Source organism: Gemmatimonadota bacterium, assembly GCA_016704275.1.
Classification (GTDB): Bacteria; Gemmatimonadota; Gemmatimonadetes; order Gemmatimonadales; family GWC2-71-9; genus Palsa-1233.
The window spans coordinates 395,087-415,275 of sequence record JADJAK010000002.1 but is presented as its reverse complement, the minus strand read 5'-3'; the positions used below and the strand labels follow the sequence as shown (position 1 = coordinate 415,275).

Below are 20,189 nucleotides of genomic sequence, written 5' to 3'. Positions count from 1 at the left end.
GCGGCGCGGGCAGGCGGAACGGCTGAATATGCGGGTCGGTGGGCGGTCCGGTAAGGGCCGCGGGTGGGTCAGGACTCGGTGGCGAAGAGCGCCGGGTAGCGCGCCATCTCCGCGGTGAAGCGGCTGCGGAGTGCGGCCGTGTCGGCGCTGGCGTCGTCGGTTGGCTGAAAGAGGGTGCCGATCTCGATCACCCGGCGGCGGTAGTCGATCGCGACCGGGAGGATCGGGACGCCGGCACCGTGGGCCACACGGTGGTAGCCACTCTTCCACTGCGGGATGCGGCGCCTCGTGCCCTCGGGGGAGATGGCGAGCACCCATTGCGGCCGATCACGGAATCGTTCGATCGCCGCACCGACGACGCCGTGCGGGGCGGATCGATCCACCGGTTCGCCACCGAGCCATCGCAACAGGCCGCGGACGGGGAAGCGGAAGAGGGTGTGCTTGCCGAGCCAGGTGAGCTGCAGGCCGACCGCAAACATCGCCAGGATGCCGAGCGGAAAGTCCCAGTTGGACGTGTGGGGAGCCACGATCAGGACGAAGCGCGGCGCGTCCGGCAGGCTCCCGGCCATTCGCCACCCGAAGATCCCGAGGATGCGCCGCGCAACGGCCTGACTCCGCGCGGACCCTCGTCGTGGGCAGCCGAGGGGCACATCGGTGGGTTGTGTCGGGGATGATCGATCATCGATCATCGACAATCGATCATCCCCGATCGTCATCAGTTGACGATGACCGTCTGCACCATCCCCTTCATCACGTGCGGCACGCCGTCGGCCGTATCCGGGACGAAGCAGGTCAGCAGGTAGGTGCCCTTGGTCAGCGTGATGGTCAGGTAGTTCGATCCGCCGGCGGAGATCGCACCGTTACCGCCGACCGGCTTGCCCGGCGGTGGGCCCTTGGCGCCCGGCGCAAGCGCCGCGAGGAACGACTCGGCCGTTGCCCCATCGTCGAGACGGGTCAGCGCAATTTCGTGCGTCTGCTTGCCGTCGTTGATCACCTTGATGGTGTGGGTGCCTGCGGTGAGCGTCGTCGGCGAGAAGGCGAAGTCGCTCAGGTGGATCTCGAGATCGGCCGTGGGCAGCACGGCGCCATTCGGCGTGCCGGCGACGACGATCTCCTTGAGCATCCCCTTCATGATGTGTGGCTTGCCCCCATCGGTCGGGTCCGGGATGAAGCAGAAGGCGACGTACTTGCCCGGCGCAAGCTCGGTGATGGCGCCGGACGAGTCGGCCGGGAGCGCGCCGCCCGCGCCGCCAACCCAGATCAGACCCTTCGGCTCGCCATTCGGATTCGCCTGCATCTCCGCCATGACCGCTTCCAGCGTGGTGCCGCTGGCGAGCTGGCCGAGAATCCGATGATGCTCCTGCTTGCCGGTGTTCACCATACGAATCGTCGTCACGCCCGGCGCGATGGTGTCCGGACCGGCGAAGGCGAAGTCGCTCGCGGTATAGGTCACGACCGGCGGTGCCACCGCCACTTCGGCCGGCGGTGTTTCGGCGGGCTTGCTACAGGCGGCGAGGAGCAGCAGGGCAGGGAAGGCACGGTGAAGCATCGGGGGCTCCGTGGGTTGGGGAAGCAGGAATGATCGCGTCCGGGCGGACGTTGCGAAAGAGGAGGGGCCGCCCGTGGTCAGATTCGCATCGGCTGTCGCTGCCGATAGGTGATGCTCCGCCAGAGCCACTCCATCGGCCCGAAGCGGTAGCGGGCCAGCCACCATTGGCTGCACAGCGTCTGCGCGATCAGGATCAGCAGGGCGAGCGGCGGGAACCAGGTGGCCCCGAGGCGCATCCCGAGTCCGAAGCCGATCCCGTAGAAGAGGGTGATGCCGATCAGCGTCTGCATCAGGTAGTTGGTGAGCGCCATGCGCCCAGTCGGGGCGAGGAGGGCAAGACGTCGCTGCCAGGCCGGGTGGCGCCAGAGGAGGACGAAGCCGGCGGCATATGCCATGGCCAGCGGGACGACGCCGAGTGCGTAGAGGCTGCTGTCAACGACGACGCCCCACCCGGCAAGACTCTCGCCGTCGGGAAGGTTCGCGACCCAGGCCTGGCCGAGGCATGCGGGGATGCCGATCGCGAGCCCCCACGCCAGGACTCGCCGAAGCAGTGGGGCGTGCGCGTCAAGCTGTTCCCAGGCACGGTGCCGTCCGATCAGGAGCCCGAGCAGGAACATCGCCAGCACCTTGAACGGCCGTCCCGAGTCGAGCAGGTCGCCGTAGCGAAACCAGACGCCGACGAGGTTCCCCTTCATCACCGTCGCCAAGTCGCCATGAATGAAAATGTCCGTGATGAGCGTGGGGGAGTTGAGGTCGAAGCCGAATGCTCTGGCGACGAATTCCGCGGGGAGGAAGAACGGCAGGCCGAGCGTCAACATCGGGCTGATCATCTTGGGCAGCGCGAACAGCACCGGCATCAGCAGCAGCACGACGACCCAGCGCAACAACTGGCGGTCCTGGAGTTGTCGCAAGCGCAGCAGCACCATCCCCATCAACGCATAGAAGAGGAGGATGTCGCCGATCCAGAAGAGCGCCAAGTGGAGGAGGCCGATCACCATCAAGATCCGCAGGCGCCGGCGGTAGAGCGTGAGGGCGCCAGCCTCGTCGCTCCGGCGCGTCAACTGCAGCGCGAAGCCGAGCCCGAAGAGGAGCGAGAAGATCGAGTAGAACTTGCCGTCGACAAAGGCATGGATCAGGAGATACGCCGCGTTGTCGCTGGGGAGCTGCAGCGCCGAGGTGACGGGGGCGTGCTCGGTCGGCGTCCACCATGCAAAACCGGTGAGGATATTGCCGAGACAGACGCCGAAGAGCGCGAAGCCGCGGAGGGCGTCGATCAGCATCGTCCGGTCCTCGGGCCGTGCCGGGGCGGCGGGGGTGCTGGCAGCGACGGGATCGATGGCACGCAGGGGGGTGGCCACGGAGTCTCGGGGTTTTTGGGGTGGAATTGCCTTCAATATGTCGGGGGCGCGCCGCCGCAGTAAGGCGGGCGGGGTCGGGCGGTATATTCCCGGGACCATGTTCCCCTACCGCGACGACAACCCCTCGATCCTCACCCCGGTGGTGACGGTGGCGCTGATCGCCGCCAATCTCGCCGTCTGGGTCGTGGTGCAAGGGCTCGGTGCCCCGGAGCGGCTGGCCGCCTCGGTGTGCGAACTGGGGCTGGTGCCGGGGGATCTGTTGGGGCGCCTGCCGGTGGGGTTCGCCTTCCCCGTGGCCGATGGGATTTCCTGTGTGGTCGAGCCAGGCCGACCGTGGCGGACGGTGGTCACGTCGATGTTCCTTCACGGCGGCTGGCTGCACCTGCTGGGCAACTGCTGGTTCCTCTGGATCTTCGGCAACAACGTCGAGGACGCCATGGGACACCGTCGCTTCCTCGGCTTCTACCTCCTCGCCGGAATCGCGGCGGCGTTGGCGCAGGTCGCGGTCGGACCGGGGAGTGCGGTGCCGATGGTCGGGGCGAGCGGCGCGATCTCCGGCGTGATGGGGGCGTACATCGTGCTCTACCCGCAGGTGCGGGTGCACACCGTGGTCCCGCTGCTGATCATCTTCTTCCGATTGACGGTCCCCGCCTGGCTGATGCTGGGGCTCTGGTTCGTGATGCAGGTGGTGAATGCGCAGTTCGACCAGGTGGGCGGCGTCGCCGTCTGGGCCCACATTGGCGGTTTCGTGACCGGCGCCGTGCTGGTCACGCTCTTTCGTGATCCGAAGCTCTGGGCGCGCCGCGAGGAACTCCTCGCCGCCCGGAGCTGGGGGGAGTCGACACGATGACCAGCATCGATCACCGCGCTCGGAGCGGGCGCACCGCGCCGGAGTACGTGCCGCGCGTCGAGCCACCGGCCGGCACCTTCCCCAGGAACCCCGGGGTGCCGCTCGATCTCGATTGGGTGCGCGACCTGCGCGTCAATCGCAGCGCGGTCGAGCGCCGCGCCGCCACGATTCCCACGCGCCGTTCGGTGAAGAGTGCCTGGCAGGCGGGGTGGCTGCTGCGCGCCATCACCTTGATGGACCTCACGACGCTGCAAGGTGACGACACCGACGGGCGCGTCCGGCGGCTCTGTGCCAAGGCGCGTCGACCGGTGCGCGCCGACCTCCTCGACGCCCTCGGCATGGCCGACACCCCCATCCAGGTCGCCGCCGTCTGTGTCTACCATGCCTTCGTCCGCACCGCCGTCGAGGCACTGGCCGGCAGCGGCATCCCAGTCGCGGCGGTCTCGACCGGCTTCCCGGCGGGACTCTCCCCGTTCCGCACGCGGCTGATGGAGATCGAGGCCTCGGTGGCGGATGGCGCGCACGAAATCGACATCGTGATCACCCGCGCCCACGTGCTGACGGGCAATTGGCAGGCCCTGTACGACGAGGTCCGCGCCTTCCGCGAGGCGTGCGGCGATGCCCACCTCAAGGCGATCCTCGCCACCGGTGAACTGGGAACGTTGCGCGATGTTGCCCGCGCGTCCGCCGTGGCGATGATGGCTGGCGCCGACTTCATCAAGACGAGTACCGGCAAGGAGCCGGTGAATGCCACGCTCCCGGTCGGGATCGTGATGGCACGCCTGATCCGCGACTACCGCGAGCGCACCGGCCACATCGTCGGCTTCAAGCCCGCGGGCGGCATCCGCAAGGCGAAGGAGTCGCTGGATTGGCTGGCGATGATGAAGGAGGAGCTCGGCGATCGCTGGCTCCGCCCGGACCTGTTCCGCTTCGGGGCGAGCTCGCTGCTGACCGACATCGAACGGCAGCTCGAGCACCACGTGACGGGACGGTACTCGGCGAATCATCGGCATCCGCTCGCCTAACGATGATCGATCATCGATGATCGATCATCGATCATCTGTACACCGAACCCTCGGGTCCTTGCGATGACGACTGTACGTGATGCGTTTGAATCGATGGCGTGGAGCCCGGCACCGGAGTCGGCGGCGCTGGCCAACGAGTGGCTGGAGCGGCATGGGCGCCGGTTCGGGCAATTCGTTGGCGGAGCGTGGACGTCGCCGGTCGACACCTTCGCGGTCGCCAATCCGGCCACGGGTGGGGAGTTGGCGCAGGTGAGTCAGGGCGACGACGCGCTGGTGGCGTCGGCCGTGGCCGCGGCGCGCAACGCGTTGCCGGGGTGGCAAGCCCTTGGCGGCCATGGTCGTGCGCGCTGGCTCTACGCACTCGCGCGCGGCGTGCAGCGGCATGCCCGACTCTTCTCCGTGGTCGAGTCGCTCGACAACGGCAAGCCGATCCGCGAATCGCGCGATATCGACATCCCGTTGGTGGCGCGGCACTTCCTGCACCATGCCGGCTGGGCGCAACTGCTCGACCGCGAGTTCCCGGGGATGGGCGCCGTCGGCGTCGTGGGGCAGGTGATTCCGTGGAACTTCCCGCTGCTGATGCTGTCGTGGAAGATCGCGCCGGCCCTCGCCGCCGGAAACACCGTGGTGCTCAAGCCGGCGGAGTTCACGCCGCTGACCGCACTCTGCTTCGCCTCGATGCTCGAGGAGATCGGCTTTCCGGCCGGCGTGGTGAACATCATCACCGGCGATGGCCGGACCGGTGCGGCGCTGGTGAACCACCCCGACGTCGACAAGGTCGCCTTCACCGGCTCGACCGAGGTCGGCCGCGCGATTCGCGCCGCCACCGCGGGGAGCGGCAAGAAGTTGTCGCTGGAGCTCGGCGGGAAGTCGCCGTTCATCGTCTTCGAGGACGCGGATCTCGACTCAGTGGTGGAAGGCGTGGTCGACGCCATCTGGTTCAACCAGGGGCAGGTCTGTTGCGCCGGGTCGCGCATTCTCGTCGCCGAGGGAATCGCGGAGCGGCTGACGGAGAAGTTGCGCGCCCGGATGGAGCGTTTGCGCGTCGGCTCGCCGCTCGACAAGTCGGTCGACATCGGCGCGATCGTGGCGCCGGTGCAACTCGAACGGATCGGCGCGATGGTGGAGCAGGGAATCGCGGAGGGGGCGCGCTGCTGGCAGCCGTCGTGGCAGGTGCCCACCGAAGGGCTCTTCTATCCGCCGACGCTGTTCACCAATGTGCAGCCTGCGGCGACGATCGCGCAGGAGGAGATCTTCGGTCCGGTGGTGGTGCTGCTGACCTTCCGCACCCACGACGAGGCGGTCGAGATCGCCAACAACAGTCGCTACGGACTCGCTGCGTCGGTCTGGAGCGACAACCTGAACTTGGCGCTCGACGTGGCGCCGCGCCTGAAGGCCGGCACCGTCTGGGTCAACTGCACCAATCTCTTCGACGCCTCGGCCGGCTTCGGTGGCTACCGAGAAAGCGGGTACGGCCGGGAGGGTGGTCGGGAAGGGATGTACGAATATCTGGCGCCGGTGCATGGCGAGCGAGTTGAACGAGAAGCGAGAAGCGAGAAGCGAGAAGCGAGTGGGGATGCGGCGGCGGTCGGGGCCGATGGGATGCCGCCGATCGACCGGACGCCGAAGCTGTACATCGGCGGCAAGCAGGCGCGTCCGGACTCGGGGTATGTGCTGCCGGTGTTCGGGGCCGATGGCCACCGCGTCGGCGAGGTCGGCCGCGGCAACCGGAAGGACATCCGCAACGCCGTCGAGGTGGCGCACGCGGCGCAGGGCAAGTGGGCGTCGGCGACGGCCCACACGCGGGCGCAGGTGCTCTACTTCCTCGGCGAAAACCTCGCGGCGCGGCAGTCCGAATTCGCTGCCCGGCTTACCGCGCTGACCGGGCAGGATGGCGCCCGGGAAGCAGAGGCCGCGGTGCGGCGCTGCTTCACCTGGGCCGCGTGGGCCGACAAGTACGACGGGGCGGTGCACCATACGCCCCTCCGCAATGTCACCCTGGCGATGCCCGAGGCACTCGGCGTCATCGGCATTCGTTGCCCCGACGAGGCGCCGCTGCTCGGTCTGCTCTCGACGGTCCTCCCTGCGATCGCGATGGGCAATGCGGTGGTGGCGATTCCGTCGACGACGGCACCGCTGCTGGCGACCGACCTCTACCAGGTGCTCGATACGTCGGACGTGCCGGGCGGCGTGATCAATCTCGTCACCGGCACGATCGCGGAGCTGCTGGCGCCGCTGGCGAGCCATGATGACGTCGACGCGTGCTGGTGCTTCGGCACGCAGGCGGAGGCGGCGGAGGTCGAGCGACTGTCGACCGGCAACCTGAAGCGGACGTGGACGGAGTCGTGGCTGCGCGACTGGGAAGATGCGGCGATGGCGGAAGGGACGGAGTTCCTGCGCCAGGCGACGCAGGTCAAGAACATCTGGGTGCCGTACGGCGCGTGATCCTGGCGTGCCAGCGGGACTCTCGCAGGCGTGGCGCGCATTCGTCATTGCCGGCATCTATGTCGTAGCCGGCAGTCTCTGGATTCTCTTTTCCGACCAGGCCGTCGCGGCAGTCTCCCGCGATCCGACTGCGTTGACCCGGCTGCAGAATCTCAAGGGCTGGGCGTTCGTCGCGGTGACTGGGGTGCTGGTCTATGCACTGGTCGCGGCGGCCCTGCGTTCCGAGCGACGGTTGCAGGAGGAGCTGCGCCGCGCCGACGCGCAGCTGCGCCACTCCCAGAAGCTGCAGGCGATCGGCGAGCTCACCAGCGGTGTGGCCCACGATTTCAAGAATGTGCTGTCCGTGATCACGGCGAACGGCGAGCTGGTGCGCGGCACCCTGCCACCGGACTCCGAGCCCGCCACGGCGATGAACGACCTGCTGCTGGCATCGGACCATGCCATCAAGGTGGTGCGCACGCTCCTGGGGATCGCCCGGCAGCGCGACCTCGCCCCGGTCCCCACCGACCTGGCCGCGATGCTGGCCCGCTATGCACCGATGCTCCAACGACTCCTCTCCTCGCGATACGATCTTCAGGTGCAGCAGGAAGGGACGGCGAGCGTGGTGGTCGTCGACCAGGATGCGATCGAGCAGGTGATCCTCAACCTGGTGACCAATGCCCGCGACGCTGCGCCTGAGGGCGGGTTGATCGTGCTCCGTTTGCGCGGCCCGGTCACCGATCTGGACGACGCCCCGGCCGGCGCACCGCCGCTGATCCGCTACGGGGCCGACGAGGCCGACCTCCCGGGGCCCTTCGTCATCCTCGAGGTGGCGGATCGCGGGTGCGGAATTACCGATGCGGTCCGTGAGCGGCTCTTCGAACCATTCCACACCACCAAGCCCGTTGGCCTCGGGACCGGCCTCGGCCTGTCGATGGTGTTGGGGCTGGTCCGACAGCAGGGCGGCTTCGTGACCCTGCGCACCCGCCCGGGCCACGGCAGCACCTTCGGGTTGGCCTTTCCGGCATCGATGGGCGTGCCGGCCATCGTGCGCGCGCCCGGTGACGTCCCGTCACGACCCCTCAGCGGGGGTGGCGAGACCATTCTCCTGGTCGACGACCAACCGGAGCTGCGCCGCACCGCGGCGCGCGTGCTGCGCCGCGTCGGCTATGTCGTGCTCGAAGCGGCGGATGCAACCGAGGCCCTCGCGCACTATCAACGGGAACGCGATTCGATCGCGCTCGTGCTGACTGACCTGGTGATGCCGGGGATGGATGGCATGGCCATGATTGCCGCGTTGCGCGCTGCGGGCGCCACGATGCCGATGATCCTGACGAGCGGCCGAACGATGACCCCTGCCGACGGAACGAGCGTCGCGCACGGTCCGGATCGAATTCTCCCGAAGCCGTGGACGATTGCGGAACTGACGAGTGGGGTGCGGGAGGCGATTGATGGTCGTGAGTCGTAGGTCGTAAGTCGTATGTCACGGAAGGAGGTCCTTCGACTGCGTCCGCTTCGCGGATTCCGCTCAGGATGACACTCCTCGGTCCTAAGGACCTACGACCTACGACCTACGACCTAAGACTCTTACAACCCTGCCGCCAGCACCACCTCGAGGCCCAGTGCCTTTTCCAGCACGTCAGATTTGCGTGACGCGCCCCAGACTTCCAGCGAAATGTCCGTGCCCTCGACACGCGGGAAGGCGCGAATGACGCAGCGGTCGCCGAGCACCGTGGCGGTGACGCGATCGACGGCCGCAGTGTGTCCACGATCGAGGCCATCCGCGACGCGCAGCAGGCCGCTGATGCGGCGCACGATCGCCTGATCTTCCGGCGGCAGCGCGCTGAATTCCTCGTGCTTCCGCTTGGGCCCCGACTTCCGGTGATAGCGTGAGGCCAGGGCGACCAGCTTTCGGTCGCGTGCGCCGAGGCCGATCCGTTCGGCGTGGGTGATGAGCTGGTAGCTGTGGCGATGATGGCGCGCGTAGGAGACCAGCTGTCCGACGTCATGCAGCAGCGCCGCCGCTTCCAGCAGCCAGCGCTCCTCGGGGGTCGAGCCCAGCGCGGGCGCCAGCTGGTCGTGCAAGCGAGAGCGCGATCAGGCGCACCTGCTCGACATGCCGACGGTCGGTGCGGCAGCGGTCCATGAACTCGCGGATCAGCCGGAGCGGATCGGCCGGGCGTGCCGGCCCTTCGTGTCCGACCATCTCGAGCAACAACCCCTCGCGAAGCCCGAACGCCGAGACGGTGACCTTGCGCCCATCGATCAGCGCCAGCAACTCGGCGGTGACGGCGAGGCCGGCCAGGATGATGTCGGCGCGGTTCGGATTGAGGCCGGTGACCTCGGCGCGCTCGGCCGGCGTCTTGGTGCAGAGCCACTCGAGCAGCGCCTCGACTTCGCCGGTATGCACCGTGGTGCCGTGCACCGTCTCGGTCGAGTGCCCTCGGCGGGCAATCGCCATCCGCGCCATGTTGGTGAAGGAGCCACCGGAGCCGATGAGGGTGGCCTGGATCCAGTCGCGCCACGGGAGCGCCTTCCGGAGCACCTGGCGCACATGCCGGCGCAGCGCGGCGACTTCCTTCTGCGGGTCGCGCTTGCCAGGCAGGTGCGACTCGGTGAGCCGGACGGCGCCGAGGGGGAGCGACGTGGTCACCTCGACGAGGCCGTCCACGGCGCCGATCAGCTCGAGCGAGCCGCCACCGATGTCAGCCACCAGCGTGCGCGTATCGGTGAGCGTGAAGTGGTGGGCCACCGAGCGCCACGAGAGGCGGGCCTCCCGATCCTCGTCGATGATCTCCAGCGGGATGTCGAGTTCCCTTCGGATCCGGGCGGCGAAGGCGGGACCGTTGCTGGCGTCGCGCATGGCGGAGGTGGCGACCGCGGCCAGCCGGGTCACCCCACGCCGTTCGGCGACACCCTTCATCCGGCGTAGCGCCTCGAATGCCTGCTCCATCGCATCGGGGTCGAGGGCGCCCGTCGTCCCGACGCCGCGCGCCAGCCGCGGCATCGCCTTTTCCTCGTCGATGACTTCAATGCCGCTGGACGGGTCGTGCTCCGCGACCAGCAGGCGGATCGAATTGGAGCCGACGTCGATGGCGCCGAGCCGCTCACGTCCTGCGACGGGACCGCTCACGTGGGCGCGTCGCCGCGATCCTCGGCGTGGTGCTTGATCGACTTCCCTTCGACGAGGAAGACCACGTCCTCGCCGATGTTCGTGGCGAGGTCGGCCACCCGTTCGAGGTTCCGGCTGACGAGGAAGAGCTCCATCCCGGCGCCGATCATGTGCGGATCCTCCATCATGTGGGTCAGCAGGATCCTGAACACCGAGCGGTGCAGCGCATCGACCTTGTCGTCTCGGCGGCAGACTTCGCGACCGGCCGAGGCGTCGCCGCGGATGAAGGCCTCGAGGGCGTCGGAAAGCATCCCGCGCGCCAACCGCGCCATCTCGATGATCTCCGGCTCCGGCGTGATCGGGCGGCTCTTGGCGAGGCGTTCGGCGGACTGGGCGATGTTCACGGCGTGGTCGCCGACGCGCTCGAGGTCGTTGGCGATCTTGAGGGCGGAGGTCAGCATGCGAAGGTCGCGGGCCATCGGCTGCTGCAGAGCGAGGAGGTTGATGCACTGCTCCTCGATCTCGACTTCCATGGCGTCGATGGTGCGGTCGCCGTGGATGACGCGCTCGGCCTTGCCGGCATCGCGCTCGAGCAGTGCCTCGACCGCCAGGCCCAGCGCCGCTTCGGCCTCGCCCGACATGGTGAGCAGGCGCACCTTCACGTGGCTCAGCTCTTCGTGAAAGTGGCGGTGGGTCTCGACGCTCATCCGAACCTCCCGGTGATGTACGCTTCCGTCCGTTCGTGACGGGGGTTGGTGAAGATCTGCCGGCTGTCGCCCAGCTCCACCAGCCGCCCCCGATCGAAGAATCCGGTGATGTCGGAGATGCGTGCGGCCTGCTGCATGTTATGCGTAACGATCACGATCGTGTAGTCCCGCTTCAATCCGACGATCAGCTCCTCGACCTTCTGGGTGGCGATCGGATCCAGGGCGGAGCAGGGTTCGTCCATCAGCAGCACCTCGGGGGCGTTGCCGAGGGCCCGGGCAATGCAGAGCCGCTGCTGCTGGCCGCCGGAGAGCGTCAGGGCACTGCGATCGAGCCGATCCTTGACCTCGTCCCAGAGCGCGGCCTGGCGCAACGAACGCTCCACCAGGTCGGGCATGTCCCCCGCAGGGACGAGGCCGTTCAGCCGGGCCCCGTAGGCGACGTTGTCAAAGATGCTCTTCGGGAAGGGATTCGGCTTCTGGAACACCATCCCGACCCGGCGCCGCAGGGCGACGACGTCGGTCCCCGGGGCGTAGATGTCCTGGCCATCAAGCTCGATGGCTCCCACCCGCCGGGCGCCGGGGACGAGATCGTGCATCCGGTTCACGGCGCGGAGGAAGGTGCTCTTGCCGCACCCCGACGGGCCGATCACCGCGGTCACCTGCCGCTGGCCGACCGTGAAGTCGAGGTCGGCGAGCGCCTGGGTAGCCCCGTACCAGAACGAGAAGCCGCGCACGGCGATGGCCACGGCCTCGGTCATCCGAACCGCCCGGTGATGTAGGCCTCGGTCTGGTCGTGCGTCGGGGCGGTGAACATCTGCTTCGTCGCCCCGCTCTCGATCAGGCGGCCCATGAAGAAAAAGGAGGTCGTGTCCGACGCGCGGGCTGCCTGCTGCAGGTTGTGGGTCACGATCACGATGGTGAACTCCTGCTTCAGCTCGAAGAGCAGCTCCTCGATGTGCTGCGTCGCCTGCGGATCGAGCGCGCTGGTGGGCTCGTCGAGGAGGATCACCTCGGGCCGAGCGGCAATGGTCCGGGCAATGCAGAGCCGCTGCTGTTGCCCGCCGGAGAGGCCCAGGGCGCTCTCGTGCAGCCGATCCTTCACCTCGTCCCAGAGGGCGGCCTGATGCAGTGCCTTCTCGACGATCTCGTCCATCTCCGCCTTGCTGTGCCGTGCGCCGACGCGCAAACCGGCGGCGACGTTGTCGCGGACCGAGAGCATCGGGAACGGCGTCGGCTTCTGGAAGACCATGCCGACCCGGCGGCGCAGCGCGACCACGTCGACGTCGTCGCTGTAGATGTTCACGCCGTCGAGGAGGACCTTGCCGGCGATCCAGCCGCCACCGCTGATCTCGTGCAGCCGGTTGAGCGTGCGCAGGAAGGTGCTCTTGCCGCACCCCGACGGGCCGATCAGCGCGTGCACCTGATTCGCGGCGAACTGCAGCGAGATGTCGTGCACGGCGGTGAACTTGCCGTACATCGCGGTGAGCTTGTCGGTGGCGATGCGCGCCGGGGTCGCGTCAGCCACGGGTGTCGAACCGCGAACGGGTGGCCCAGCGGGCCAGCAGCGAGAGCACCAGCACCACGAGGATCAGCACCAGCGCCGTGGCCCACGCCAGCGCGTGCCATTCCTCGTAGGGGCCGGTGGCGTAGGAGAAGACCACCAGCGGCAGCGCCGCCATCGGCTGGCTCATGTCCGTGGAGACGAACTGATTGCCGAGCGCGGTGAAGAGCAGCGGCGCCGTCTCGCCGGCGATGCGCGCGACGGCCAGCAGCGAGCCCGTCACGATGCCGGGGAGGCAGGTGCGCAGCACGATCGTGAGCGAGGTGCGCCACCGCGGGTAACCGAGCGCCAGCGCCGCCTCGCGCAGGGCATTGGGCACCAGCTTGATCATTTCCTCGGTGGTGCGCATCACCATCGGGATCATCAGCATGCCGAGCGCCGCGCTGCCGGCGAGGGCGGAGAAGTGGCCCTGCTTCGCCACGATCCACGTCCACGCAAAGACGCCGACCACGATCGACGGTGTGCCGTTCATCACGTCCGCCACGAAGCGCGCCACCGTGCTGAGCTTGCTGTGCGGGTACTCGGCGCAATGGATGCCGGCCCCGATGCCGATCGGCAGCCCCGCGAGGCAGGCGACCCCGACCATCATCAAGGTGCCAACCAGCCCGTGCAGCACGCCACCACCGAGCGAGCCGATCGGCCCGGGCGGCTTGGTGAAGAAGGCCAACGAGAGCGAGCCGGCACCCTTGGCGATCAGCGTCGCCAGGATGAGCAGGAGCGGCAGGACGGCCACGAGGACCGCGGCGACTGTCAGCGCGACCATCACGTTGCTCACCGCGAAGCGAAGCGTCTGGCGGTTCATGCCGGCGTCCCTCCGGCCTTCCGCGAGACGCGCCAGATCAGCAGCCGAGCCGCGGCGTTCACCAGGACGGTCACCACGAACAGCACGAGCGCCACGTAGGTGAGGGCGGCGAAGTGGAGGTCGGTGGATGCCTCGGTGAACTCGTTGGCGATCACCGAGGCCATGGTGTAGCCCGGCGCGAAGAGTGACATCGAGATGTCATGCCGGTTGCCGATCAGCATGGTGACGGCCATCGTCTCGCCCAGGGCGCGGCCCAGTCCGAGGATGATCGCGCCGATGATGCCGGAGCGTGCGTAGGGGAGCACCGCGCCGGTGACCGCTTCCCAGCGCGTGGCGCCCAACGCCAGCGCCGCCTCGCGCTGCGCCACCGGGACGGCCAACAGGACCTCGCGCGAGACCGACATGATGTAGGGCATCACCATGATCGCGAGGATCATCGCCGCGGTGAGCATCGACGGGCCGTAGATCGGTCCCTGGAAGAAGGGGAGGAAGCCGAGGGTCGAGCGGAGGAAGGGAAAGAGCGTGGCGCGGAGGAGCGGGATCAGGAAGAAGATGCCCCAGAGGCCGTAGACCACCGACGGGATGGCCGCCAGCAGTTCGATGACGAAGCCGATCGGCCCGCGGATCGCTTTCGGGGCAAACTCGACCAGGAAGATCGCCACGCCGAGGGAGAGCGGGACCGCGATCAGCAGCGCGAGAAAGGCGGAGAGCAGCGTGCCGACGATCAGCGGCCAGGCGCCGAATTCGCCGGCGACCGGGTCCCAGATGTCGCTGGTGAGGAAGGCGAAACCGAACCGGTCGATCGCGGGGGCCGCGCCGACGTAGAGCTCGTACACGAGAAATGCCAGCAGGATCGGCACCGACAGCGCCGCCAGGGTGACGAAGCTGCGGAAGAGGCGGTCGCCCCAGACACCGGTCGAGTGACGGGCGCTGCTCACGGGATGGGTCGGCCGTTGGCTCGCAGGGTCGGGAGCCGCGCCGCGACGAGGTCGGCGACCACCTTCGGCAGCGGGGCGTAGTGGAGCCGTTCCGCCTGCGCCTGCGCCGCCGGGGTCAGCATCCAGCGGAGGAAGTCGCGCAACTGCCGGGCAGTCGCTGGCGACTTGCTGTCGCGATAGATCAGCAGCCAGGTGAACGAGGAGATCGGGTAGGCGTCCTTGCCGGGCGCGTTGGTGATCGACACCCGGAAGTCGGTGCTCGCGGTCCACTCGAGCGATGCGGCCGCCGCGCGGGCCGACTGGAGCGTCGGGATCACCCACGCTCCGGCCTGATTCTGCAGCTCGGCGAAGGCGAGCTTGTTCGCCAGCGCGTAGCCCATCTCCACGTAGCCGATGCTCCCTTCGAGCAGCTTCACCTGCGCCGTCACGCCCTCGTTGCCCTTGCCACCGAGGCCCGCCGGCCAGCGCACCGCGGTGCCGCGGCCGACGCGACGCAGCCACTCGGGCGAGACCTTGGCGAGATAGTCGGTGAAGACGAAGGTGGTCCCGGAGCCGTCGGACCGCCCGACCACCACGATGTCGAGCTTGGGGAAGATCATCCCGGGGTTCAGCGCCTTGAGCCGCGGATCCTGCCACGACGTGATCCGGCCGAGGTAGATGTCGGCAATCGTCGGCGCATCGAGGCGGAGCCGACGGGTTCCGAGCCCCTTCAGGTTGTAGGTCAGCACGACCGAGCCGATCACCGTCGGGATCTGCACCACGTTGCCCTGCACCGCGGCGATCTGTTCATCCTTCATGCTGGCGTCGGACGCGCCGAAATCGACGGTGCCCTTGATGAACTGCCGAATGCCGCCGCCCGACCCGATGGATTGGTAATTGATTCGCACGCCGGTCAGCTGCTGGTAGCTGGCGAACCAATTGGAGTACAGCGGATAGGGGAAGGTGGCACCCGCGCCCGTCAGGATCTGTTGGGCGGATGCCGCCCCGGGGAGCAGGAGGGCAAGGGCGGCGAGGAGGCCCCGGAGGCGGCGAGGATGCATCCCCGAAAATTAGCGCCCTCCGCAGGACGCTGTCGCTATCTTCGTCACGATTCCGTCACAACTCGGCCGTCACCTTGGAGCGTCCCACGATGCCAACCCGCCTGCGCCTGGTCTTGCTGGCGTCACTCATCCTTTCGATCCCCCTCTCGGCCGCGGCCCAGACCGCCCCCGGAGTCGTCGTCGACGGGCGAGGCGTCACGTGGGCCTCGCCCGATGGCGTGAACCGGGTGACCATGCGCTTCCGGATCCAGGAGCTGATGACCGTGAGCTCCTCCGAGGATGAGCCCTTCAATCCGGAGCAGGTCGCCTTCCAGGTTCGCCGGGCCCGGCTGCGCTTCGGCGGCACGCTCCTCGACCCCCGGCTCGGATTCAACCTCCAGCTCTCCTTCACGCGCGGCGATCAGGATTGGGCCGACACCGGCTTTCCCAATGTGCTCCGCGACGCCACGATCACCTGGCGCTTCACCCCACACCTGCAGGGGATCGTTGGCCAGACCAAGCTCCCGGGCAATCGGCAGCGGGTGATCTCGTCAAGTGATCTGGAGTTCCCGGAGCGGTCGATCGTCAACAACCGCTTCACCTTCGATCGCGACGTGGGGGTGCAGCTCTGGTGGGCGGACACGCTCGGCGGCACGCCGGTTCACCTGCGCACCGCGCTCAGCGGTGGCGAGGGGCGCAATCCTGCCGGCAACGATGACGGCGTCGCGTGGACGGCGCGGGCCGAGGTCCAGCCGCTCGGCGCCTTCGCGGATGGCAGCGACGACTTCGAGGGCGACCTGACCCGCCAAGCCGCGCCGCGACTGGCCCTGGCGGTCTCGGCCCAGCAGAACAACAAGACCACCAAGGTCGGCGGGCAATTGGGCCTGCCGCTGCATGCCGCGCGCACGATGCGCACGCTCGAGGCCGACGTGCTCTTCAAGCACCGTGGCGTCGCGCTCTACGGTGAATTCGCCAAGCGCACGGCCGAGGATCCGATCACGACCCGCGCCGGCTCGGCCAACCGCTACGTCTACACCGGCACCGGCCGCCTGCTACAGGCCAGTTACGCGCTCGCGAGCGGCTGGTCGCCCCAGGTGCGGTGGGCGGTGGTGACGCCGGACGAGGAGATCGCCGATGAGATCGGCGCCGCGCGGCAGGAGCAGCTGTCGGTGGGGCTCACGCGGTACTTCAAGCGGCACCGGATCAAGAGCACCGGCGAGTTGCTGCATGACCACGTCGCCGCGAATGCGGCGGGTGCGGCGCGGAAGGGGTGGATTGTGCGGTGGGCGGTGGAGTTGGGAATTTAGCGAGAAGCGAGAAGCGAGAGGCGAGAAGCGGGGCCCGGCGGGACGATCTCTCCGCTGGGCCCCGCTTCTCGCTTCACGCGTCTCGCTTCTCGATCCCCTCAGGCCACCAACTCCGCACCGCCGTCCCCTCGCCTAGCGTGCTCTCCGCCCAGACCCTGCCCCCGTGTGCCTCGACCATGTGCTTGATGATCGCGAGGCCGAGGCCGGTGCCGCCCTCGTCGCGGGAGCGCGAGGGATCGACGCGATAGAAGCGCTCGAAGATCCGGGGGAGGTGGTCGCTGTTGATGCCGCTGCCGTTGTCCTCGACGCTGAGCACGACGCCGCCGTCGGCGCGTTCGCTGCGGCAGGTGATGGCGCCGCCTTCGGGCACGTAGCGGAGCGCGTTGTCGACCAGGTTCTGCAGCACGTGGCGAACGGCGTGCGGGTCGGCCGTGACGGTGGCGGCGTCCGGCGCGAACGCGCGAGTGAAGGTCACGCGTCGCGTGGCCGCCCGGTCGGCGAACATCGCCCAGCATTCGTTCGCCGCGCTCTCGAGGGACACTGCCACCGGTTCCGGGATCCAGCGCCCGGCCTCGATGCGCGACAGGTCGAGGAGATCATCCACCAGCCGCTGCATCCGCGCCGCGTTGCTGACAATCGTCGCGAGGAAGCGCTTCGTCGTCGCCGGGTCGACGCCGCCATCGGCCAGGGTCTCGGCGTAGCCGGAGATCGAGGTCAGCGGTGTCTTGAGTTCGTGCGAGACGTTGGCGACGAAGTCGCGGCGGACGGCCTCGAGTCGGCGCACTTCGGTCAGGTCGTGCAGCACCAGGACGGCGCCGCCGGTCGGGAGCGCCCGGGCGTTCAGCGTGAGCGTGACGCCGTCGAACTCCACCTCGCGATCCTGCACCGCCTCGCCTTCGAGCACCGCATCGACCGCTGCACGCGCCGCTTTCACACGAAAGAGCGTGCGCAGGTCGGGGAGGTCCGCCTCGTGCGAATAGCCGAGCAACCGCCGCGCCGCCGGATTCGCGGTGACGATCCGGCCACGCGGATCAGTGGCGATGACGCCCTCGACCATCGCGTTGACGATCGCGGCCGCCTCGGCCTTCTCGCGCTGCACGTCCTCGAAGCGATCGGCGAGCTGGCGATTCATCTGCCGCAACGCCTGCACCAGCGCATCGACCTCGGGAATGCCGGAGCGCGGGAACGCCGGGAGGAGGCCGGAGGCGATGTCGCGGGCGGCCTTGGAGAGGGCCACCAGCGGCTGCGCGACGGCGCGCCCGGTCAGCGTCGCGAGACCGAGTGCCACCACCAACGCGAAGAGCGCAGCCGCGGTCATTGACCAGCGTTCTGCGCCCCACAGCATCAGCAGGAGCGTGAAGGCCACCACCGTGATGGTGCCCCACACCAGACGGCTGGTGAGGCTCACGCGGGGCGGCCGCCCCGCTCGGGGGACTTGAAGCGATAGCCGAAGCCGCGGACCGTCTCGATCATGTCGCCGATCGCGCCGAGCTTGGAGCGGAGGCGTTGCACATGCATGTCGACGGTGCGGGTCTGGATGTCGGGCTGGGCATCCCAGACGGTCTCGAGCAACTGCGGCCGGGACTGCACCCGCCCGCGCCGCTCCAGCAACATGACCAGCAGCTTGTACTCGGTGGCGGTCAAATTCAGCTCTTCGTTCTCCAGCAGCACCTTGTGCGCGGCACGATCGACGACGAGCCCCTCGGCCACCAGGGTCGACCCCTTGGCGACGGCCGGCGCGGCGAGTCGGCGGAGCAGCGCCTGGACGCGCAGGGCGAGCTCGGCGGGCGAAAACGGCTTGGTGAGGTAGTCGTCGGCGCCGAGGGAGAGGCCGCGAATCCGGTCGGGCTCGTCGCGACGGGCGGTCAGGAGGATCACCCCGACGTCACGGGTCTCTTCGCGCTTCCGGAGTTCGGCCAGCACGTCGTAGCCGGAGAGGCCGGGGAGCATCAGGTCGAGCACCACCACATCGGGGCGCTCCTCCTTGGCGGCCTTCAGGGCGTCGGGACCGTTGGTCGCCGTCGAGACCCGGAACCCCGCCTTGGCCAGATGGTAGGCCACGAGCGCAGTAATGTCCGGTTCGTCGTCCACCACCAGAATGCGATGCGTCATCAGGGCTCCAGGCCGGTCGACTGGCGGGTCGGGTGGCCCCGAGGAGGGCTCCCACGCCATTCTGGGCTCAAACGAACTCTCCCGACGGCGGGGGGGCAAGCGCTGCGGCGTTGCAGGAAGGGGACTTGTGACCGGATATTTACCGACGTGACTCCAAATCTCATCCCAATCTTCGTCAACGGCCGCCCGCTCCGCGTGACGCCTGGCCGCTCCCTCGCCCAGTCGCTGGGCGACCACGACCCCGACCTCTTGGCCCTGGTGCTGGGTGGCGCGACCGCCACCGACGCCCGCGGGCTTCCCGTCGATGCCGATGCACCGGTGACGGCGGGTGCCATCTACCGGGTGCAGCGCTCGGCCCGGACCGAGGAGTCGACGGATGCGTGAGGCGCTCCGGCGGATGCCGAAGGCCGAACTCCACGTGCACCTCGATGGCTCCCTCCGCCCCGCGACGATGCTCGAGTTGGCCGCGACGGCCGGGGTGTCGCTGCCGGCGCCCGATGCCGAGTCGTTGCGGCGCTGGATGCTGGTGGATGACGCCAGGAATCTCGAGGACTACCTGGCCCGCTTCGATGTCACCATCGCGCTGTTGCAACGGCCCGAGGCGATCGAGCGAGTGGCGTACGAGATGGTCGAGGACGCCGCGGCCGACGGGCTCCGCTACCTCGAGATCCGCTACTGCCCGCAGCTGAGCACCCGCGAGGGGCTCTCGCTCGACGAGGTGATCGAGGCGGAGTGGCGCGGCCTGCAGCGTGGCTTCGCGGACTTCGGCGTGCCGGCCCGGATCATCAACTGCTCGCTCAGGCACTACGACCCCGAGCTCTCGCTGGTGATCGCCGAGCACTCGGTGCGGATGCGGAGTCACGGCGTCGTCGGCTTCGACCTCGCGGGTGGCGAGGCGGGGCGGCCGTGCGAACTGCATCGCGAGGCGTTCGACCTGGCCGCTCGTGGCGGTCTCGGCATCACGGTGCATGCCGGCGAGGCGGCGGGCTGGGAGAGCATCTTCGAGGCGATCCACGCCTGTCGCGCCGTGCGGCTCGGGCACGGGACACGGCTCTTCGAGAACCCGGCGCTCATGGACTATGTGCGCGATCGGCGCATCTGCATCGAGGTGAACCTCACCTCCAACCTGCAGACGCGCGTGGTGGCCACCGCCGCGCAACATCCGGTGCGGCAGTACTTCGAGGCCGGCATCCCGGTCACGCTCTGCACCGATTCGTGGCTGATGAGCGGTGTGTCGCTGACCGACGAGTATCTTCTGGCACAGCAGGCCCTCGGCTTCACCCCCACCGAGCTCGAGACGATGGCCCTCACCGCCTTCGAGCATGCCTTCCTTCCCTGGCCTGAACGCGTCGCGCTCCGCGACCGCGCCAAGGCCGATCTCGCGAGCCCCTCGTGACCCTCCTCCATCTCGCCATGCAGACCCAG

At 68.7% G+C, this 20,189-nt stretch carries 20 protein-coding genes; 7 read left to right on the top strand and 13 right to left on the bottom strand.

Features of this window, described 5'->3' with window-relative positions:
• Positions 1–68: 68 nt before the first annotated feature.
• The 3 genes from IPG05_05730 to IPG05_05720 form a co-directional block, all read right to left on the bottom strand.
• Positions 69–716 carry a lysophospholipid acyltransferase family protein gene (locus IPG05_05730; protein ID MBK6494584.1) on the bottom strand — a complete coding sequence of 216 codons (648 nt, stop codon included), beginning with the start codon at positions 714–716 and terminating at the stop codon, positions 69–71.
• Entirely contained in the window at positions 716–1,549 is an 834-nt protein-coding gene (locus IPG05_05725) for a hypothetical protein (protein ID MBK6494583.1), read from the bottom strand. Before IPG05_05725 ends, IPG05_05730 begins: the two co-directional genes overlap by 1 nt.
• Positions 1,550–1,626: 77 nt before the next feature.
• A complete protein-coding gene (locus tag IPG05_05720; protein ID MBK6494582.1) occupies positions 1,627–2,907 on the bottom strand; it encodes a DUF418 domain-containing protein in 1,281 nt (426 codons plus the stop codon).
• A 97-nt stretch (positions 2,908–3,004) separates the two neighbouring features.
• Here IPG05_05720 and IPG05_05715 point away from each other — a divergent pair, with 97 nt between their 5' ends.
• From IPG05_05715 to IPG05_05700, 4 genes are all read left to right on the top strand, one after another.
• On the top strand, positions 3,005–3,757 hold the full coding sequence (locus tag IPG05_05715) for a rhomboid family intramembrane serine protease (protein MBK6494581.1): 753 nt from the start codon (positions 3,005–3,007) through the stop codon (positions 3,755–3,757).
• Positions 3,754–4,782, top strand: coding sequence for a deoxyribose-phosphate aldolase (deoC, locus tag IPG05_05710; protein MBK6494580.1), 1,029 nt, complete (start codon positions 3,754–3,756; stop codon positions 4,780–4,782). Before IPG05_05715 ends, deoC begins: the two co-directional genes overlap by 4 nt.
• A 93-nt stretch (positions 4,783–4,875) precedes the next feature.
• Positions 4,876–7,227, top strand: a complete 2,352-nt coding sequence (locus IPG05_05705) for an aldehyde dehydrogenase family protein (protein MBK6494579.1) — start codon at positions 4,876–4,878, stop codon at positions 7,225–7,227.
• Positions 7,228–7,234: 7 nt separating this feature from the next.
• Positions 7,235–8,674 (top strand): response regulator, encoded by a 1,440-nt coding sequence (locus tag IPG05_05700; GenBank protein MBK6494578.1) that lies wholly within the window; start codon positions 7,235–7,237, stop codon positions 8,672–8,674.
• Between the two features lie 119 nt (positions 8,675–8,793).
• Here the strand turns inward: IPG05_05700 and IPG05_05695 are convergent, their stop codons facing one another.
• Genes IPG05_05695 through pstS form a run of 8 tightly spaced genes read right to left on the bottom strand, consistent with a single transcriptional unit; the run spans position 8,794 to position 15,366 of the window.
• Positions 8,794–9,291 (bottom strand): HD domain-containing protein, encoded by a 498-nt coding sequence (locus IPG05_05695; protein MBK6494577.1) that lies wholly within the window; start codon positions 9,289–9,291, stop codon positions 8,794–8,796.
• A complete protein-coding gene (locus IPG05_05690) occupies positions 9,212–10,339 on the bottom strand; it encodes a Ppx/GppA family phosphatase (GenBank protein MBK6494576.1) in 1,128 nt (375 codons plus the stop codon). The genes IPG05_05695 and IPG05_05690 overlap by 80 nt, the downstream gene beginning before the upstream one ends.
• Positions 10,336–11,025 (bottom strand): phosphate signaling complex protein PhoU, encoded by a 690-nt coding sequence (phoU, locus tag IPG05_05685; GenBank protein MBK6494575.1) that lies wholly within the window; start codon positions 11,023–11,025, stop codon positions 10,336–10,338. The genes IPG05_05690 and phoU overlap by 4 nt, the downstream gene beginning before the upstream one ends.
• A complete protein-coding gene (gene pstB / locus IPG05_05680; protein ID MBK6494574.1) occupies positions 11,022–11,783 on the bottom strand; it encodes a phosphate ABC transporter ATP-binding protein in 762 nt (253 codons plus the stop codon). The genes phoU and pstB (IPG05_05680) overlap by 4 nt, the downstream gene beginning before the upstream one ends.
• Positions 11,780–12,502, bottom strand: a complete 723-nt coding sequence (gene pstB / locus IPG05_05675; GenBank protein ID MBK6494573.1) for a phosphate ABC transporter ATP-binding protein — start codon at positions 12,500–12,502, stop codon at positions 11,780–11,782. Before pstB (IPG05_05675) ends, pstB (IPG05_05680) begins: the two co-directional genes overlap by 4 nt.
• Before the next feature lie 40 nt (positions 12,503–12,542).
• On the bottom strand, positions 12,543–13,388 hold the full coding sequence (pstA, locus tag IPG05_05670; protein MBK6494572.1) for a phosphate ABC transporter permease PstA: 846 nt from the start codon (positions 13,386–13,388) through the stop codon (positions 12,543–12,545).
• Complete coding sequence (gene pstC / locus IPG05_05665) at positions 13,385–14,326, bottom strand: phosphate ABC transporter permease subunit PstC (protein MBK6494571.1); 942 nt, start codon at positions 14,324–14,326, stop codon at positions 13,385–13,387. Before pstC ends, pstA begins: the two co-directional genes overlap by 4 nt.
• Entirely contained in the window at positions 14,323–15,366 is a 1,044-nt protein-coding gene (gene pstS / locus IPG05_05660) for a phosphate ABC transporter substrate-binding protein PstS (protein MBK6494570.1), read from the bottom strand. The genes pstC and pstS overlap by 4 nt, the downstream gene beginning before the upstream one ends.
• A gap of 89 nt (positions 15,367–15,455) precedes the next feature.
• On the opposite strand from pstS, the gene IPG05_05655 reads away from it, so the two are divergent.
• Positions 15,456–16,652, top strand: coding sequence for a porin (locus IPG05_05655; protein MBK6494569.1), 1,197 nt, complete (start codon positions 15,456–15,458; stop codon positions 16,650–16,652).
• A gap of 73 nt (positions 16,653–16,725) precedes the next feature.
• Here IPG05_05655 and IPG05_05650 read toward each other — a convergent pair whose 3' ends face one another.
• Together IPG05_05650 and IPG05_05645 are read right to left on the bottom strand one after the other, a co-directional pair.
• A complete protein-coding gene (locus IPG05_05650) occupies positions 16,726–18,060 on the bottom strand; it encodes a PAS domain-containing protein (GenBank protein MBK6494568.1) in 1,335 nt (444 codons plus the stop codon).
• On the bottom strand, positions 18,057–18,764 hold the full coding sequence (locus tag IPG05_05645; GenBank protein ID MBK6494567.1) for a response regulator: 708 nt from the start codon (positions 18,762–18,764) through the stop codon (positions 18,057–18,059). Before IPG05_05645 ends, IPG05_05650 begins: the two co-directional genes overlap by 4 nt.
• A gap of 147 nt (positions 18,765–18,911) precedes the next feature.
• Between IPG05_05645 and IPG05_05640 the strand changes: the two genes are divergently transcribed.
• On the top strand, positions 18,912–19,148 hold the full coding sequence (locus IPG05_05640; GenBank protein ID MBK6494566.1) for a hypothetical protein: 237 nt from the start codon (positions 18,912–18,914) through the stop codon (positions 19,146–19,148).
• Positions 19,141–20,160 carry an adenosine deaminase gene (add, locus tag IPG05_05635; GenBank protein MBK6494565.1) on the top strand — a complete coding sequence of 340 codons (1,020 nt, stop codon included), beginning with the start codon at positions 19,141–19,143 and terminating at the stop codon, positions 20,158–20,160. Before IPG05_05640 ends, add begins: the two co-directional genes overlap by 8 nt.
• The last annotated feature ends 29 nt before the right edge of the window (positions 20,161–20,189 follow it).

What these genes read in the sequence shown, in the direction of transcription:
- pstB (MBK6494574.1), bottom strand. Translation starts at nt 11,783, where the DNA reads ATGACCGAGGCCGTGGCCATCGCCGTGCGCGGCTTCTCGTTCTGGTAC.
- pstS (MBK6494570.1), bottom strand. Translation starts at nt 15,366, where the DNA reads ATGCATCCTCGCCGCCTCCGGGGCCTCCTCGCCGCCCTTGCCCTCCTG.
- pstB (MBK6494573.1), bottom strand. Translation starts at nt 12,502, where the DNA reads ATGTACGGCAAGTTCACCGCCGTGCACGACATCTCGCTGCAGTTCGCC.
- deoC (MBK6494580.1), top strand. Translation starts at nt 3,754, where the DNA reads ATGACCAGCATCGATCACCGCGCTCGGAGCGGGCGCACCGCGCCGGAG.
- IPG05_05715 (MBK6494581.1), top strand. Translation starts at nt 3,005, where the DNA reads ATGTTCCCCTACCGCGACGACAACCCCTCGATCCTCACCCCGGTGGTG.
- IPG05_05645 (MBK6494567.1), bottom strand. Translation starts at nt 18,764, where the DNA reads ATGACGCATCGCATTCTGGTGGTGGACGACGAACCGGACATTACTGCG.
- phoU (MBK6494575.1), bottom strand. Translation starts at nt 11,025, where the DNA reads ATGAGCGTCGAGACCCACCGCCACTTTCACGAAGAGCTGAGCCACGTG.
- IPG05_05725 (MBK6494583.1), bottom strand. Translation starts at nt 1,549, where the DNA reads ATGCTTCACCGTGCCTTCCCTGCCCTGCTGCTCCTCGCCGCCTGTAGC.
- pstA (MBK6494572.1), bottom strand. Translation starts at nt 13,388, where the DNA reads ATGAACCGCCAGACGCTTCGCTTCGCGGTGAGCAACGTGATGGTCGCG.
- IPG05_05730 (MBK6494584.1), bottom strand. Translation starts at nt 716, where the DNA reads ATGACGATCGGGGATGATCGATTGTCGATGATCGATGATCGATCATCC.
- add (MBK6494565.1), top strand. Translation starts at nt 19,141, where the DNA reads ATGCGTGAGGCGCTCCGGCGGATGCCGAAGGCCGAACTCCACGTGCAC.
- IPG05_05705 (MBK6494579.1), top strand. Translation starts at nt 4,876, where the DNA reads ATGGCGTGGAGCCCGGCACCGGAGTCGGCGGCGCTGGCCAACGAGTGG.
- IPG05_05655 (MBK6494569.1), top strand. Translation starts at nt 15,456, where the DNA reads ATGCCAACCCGCCTGCGCCTGGTCTTGCTGGCGTCACTCATCCTTTCG.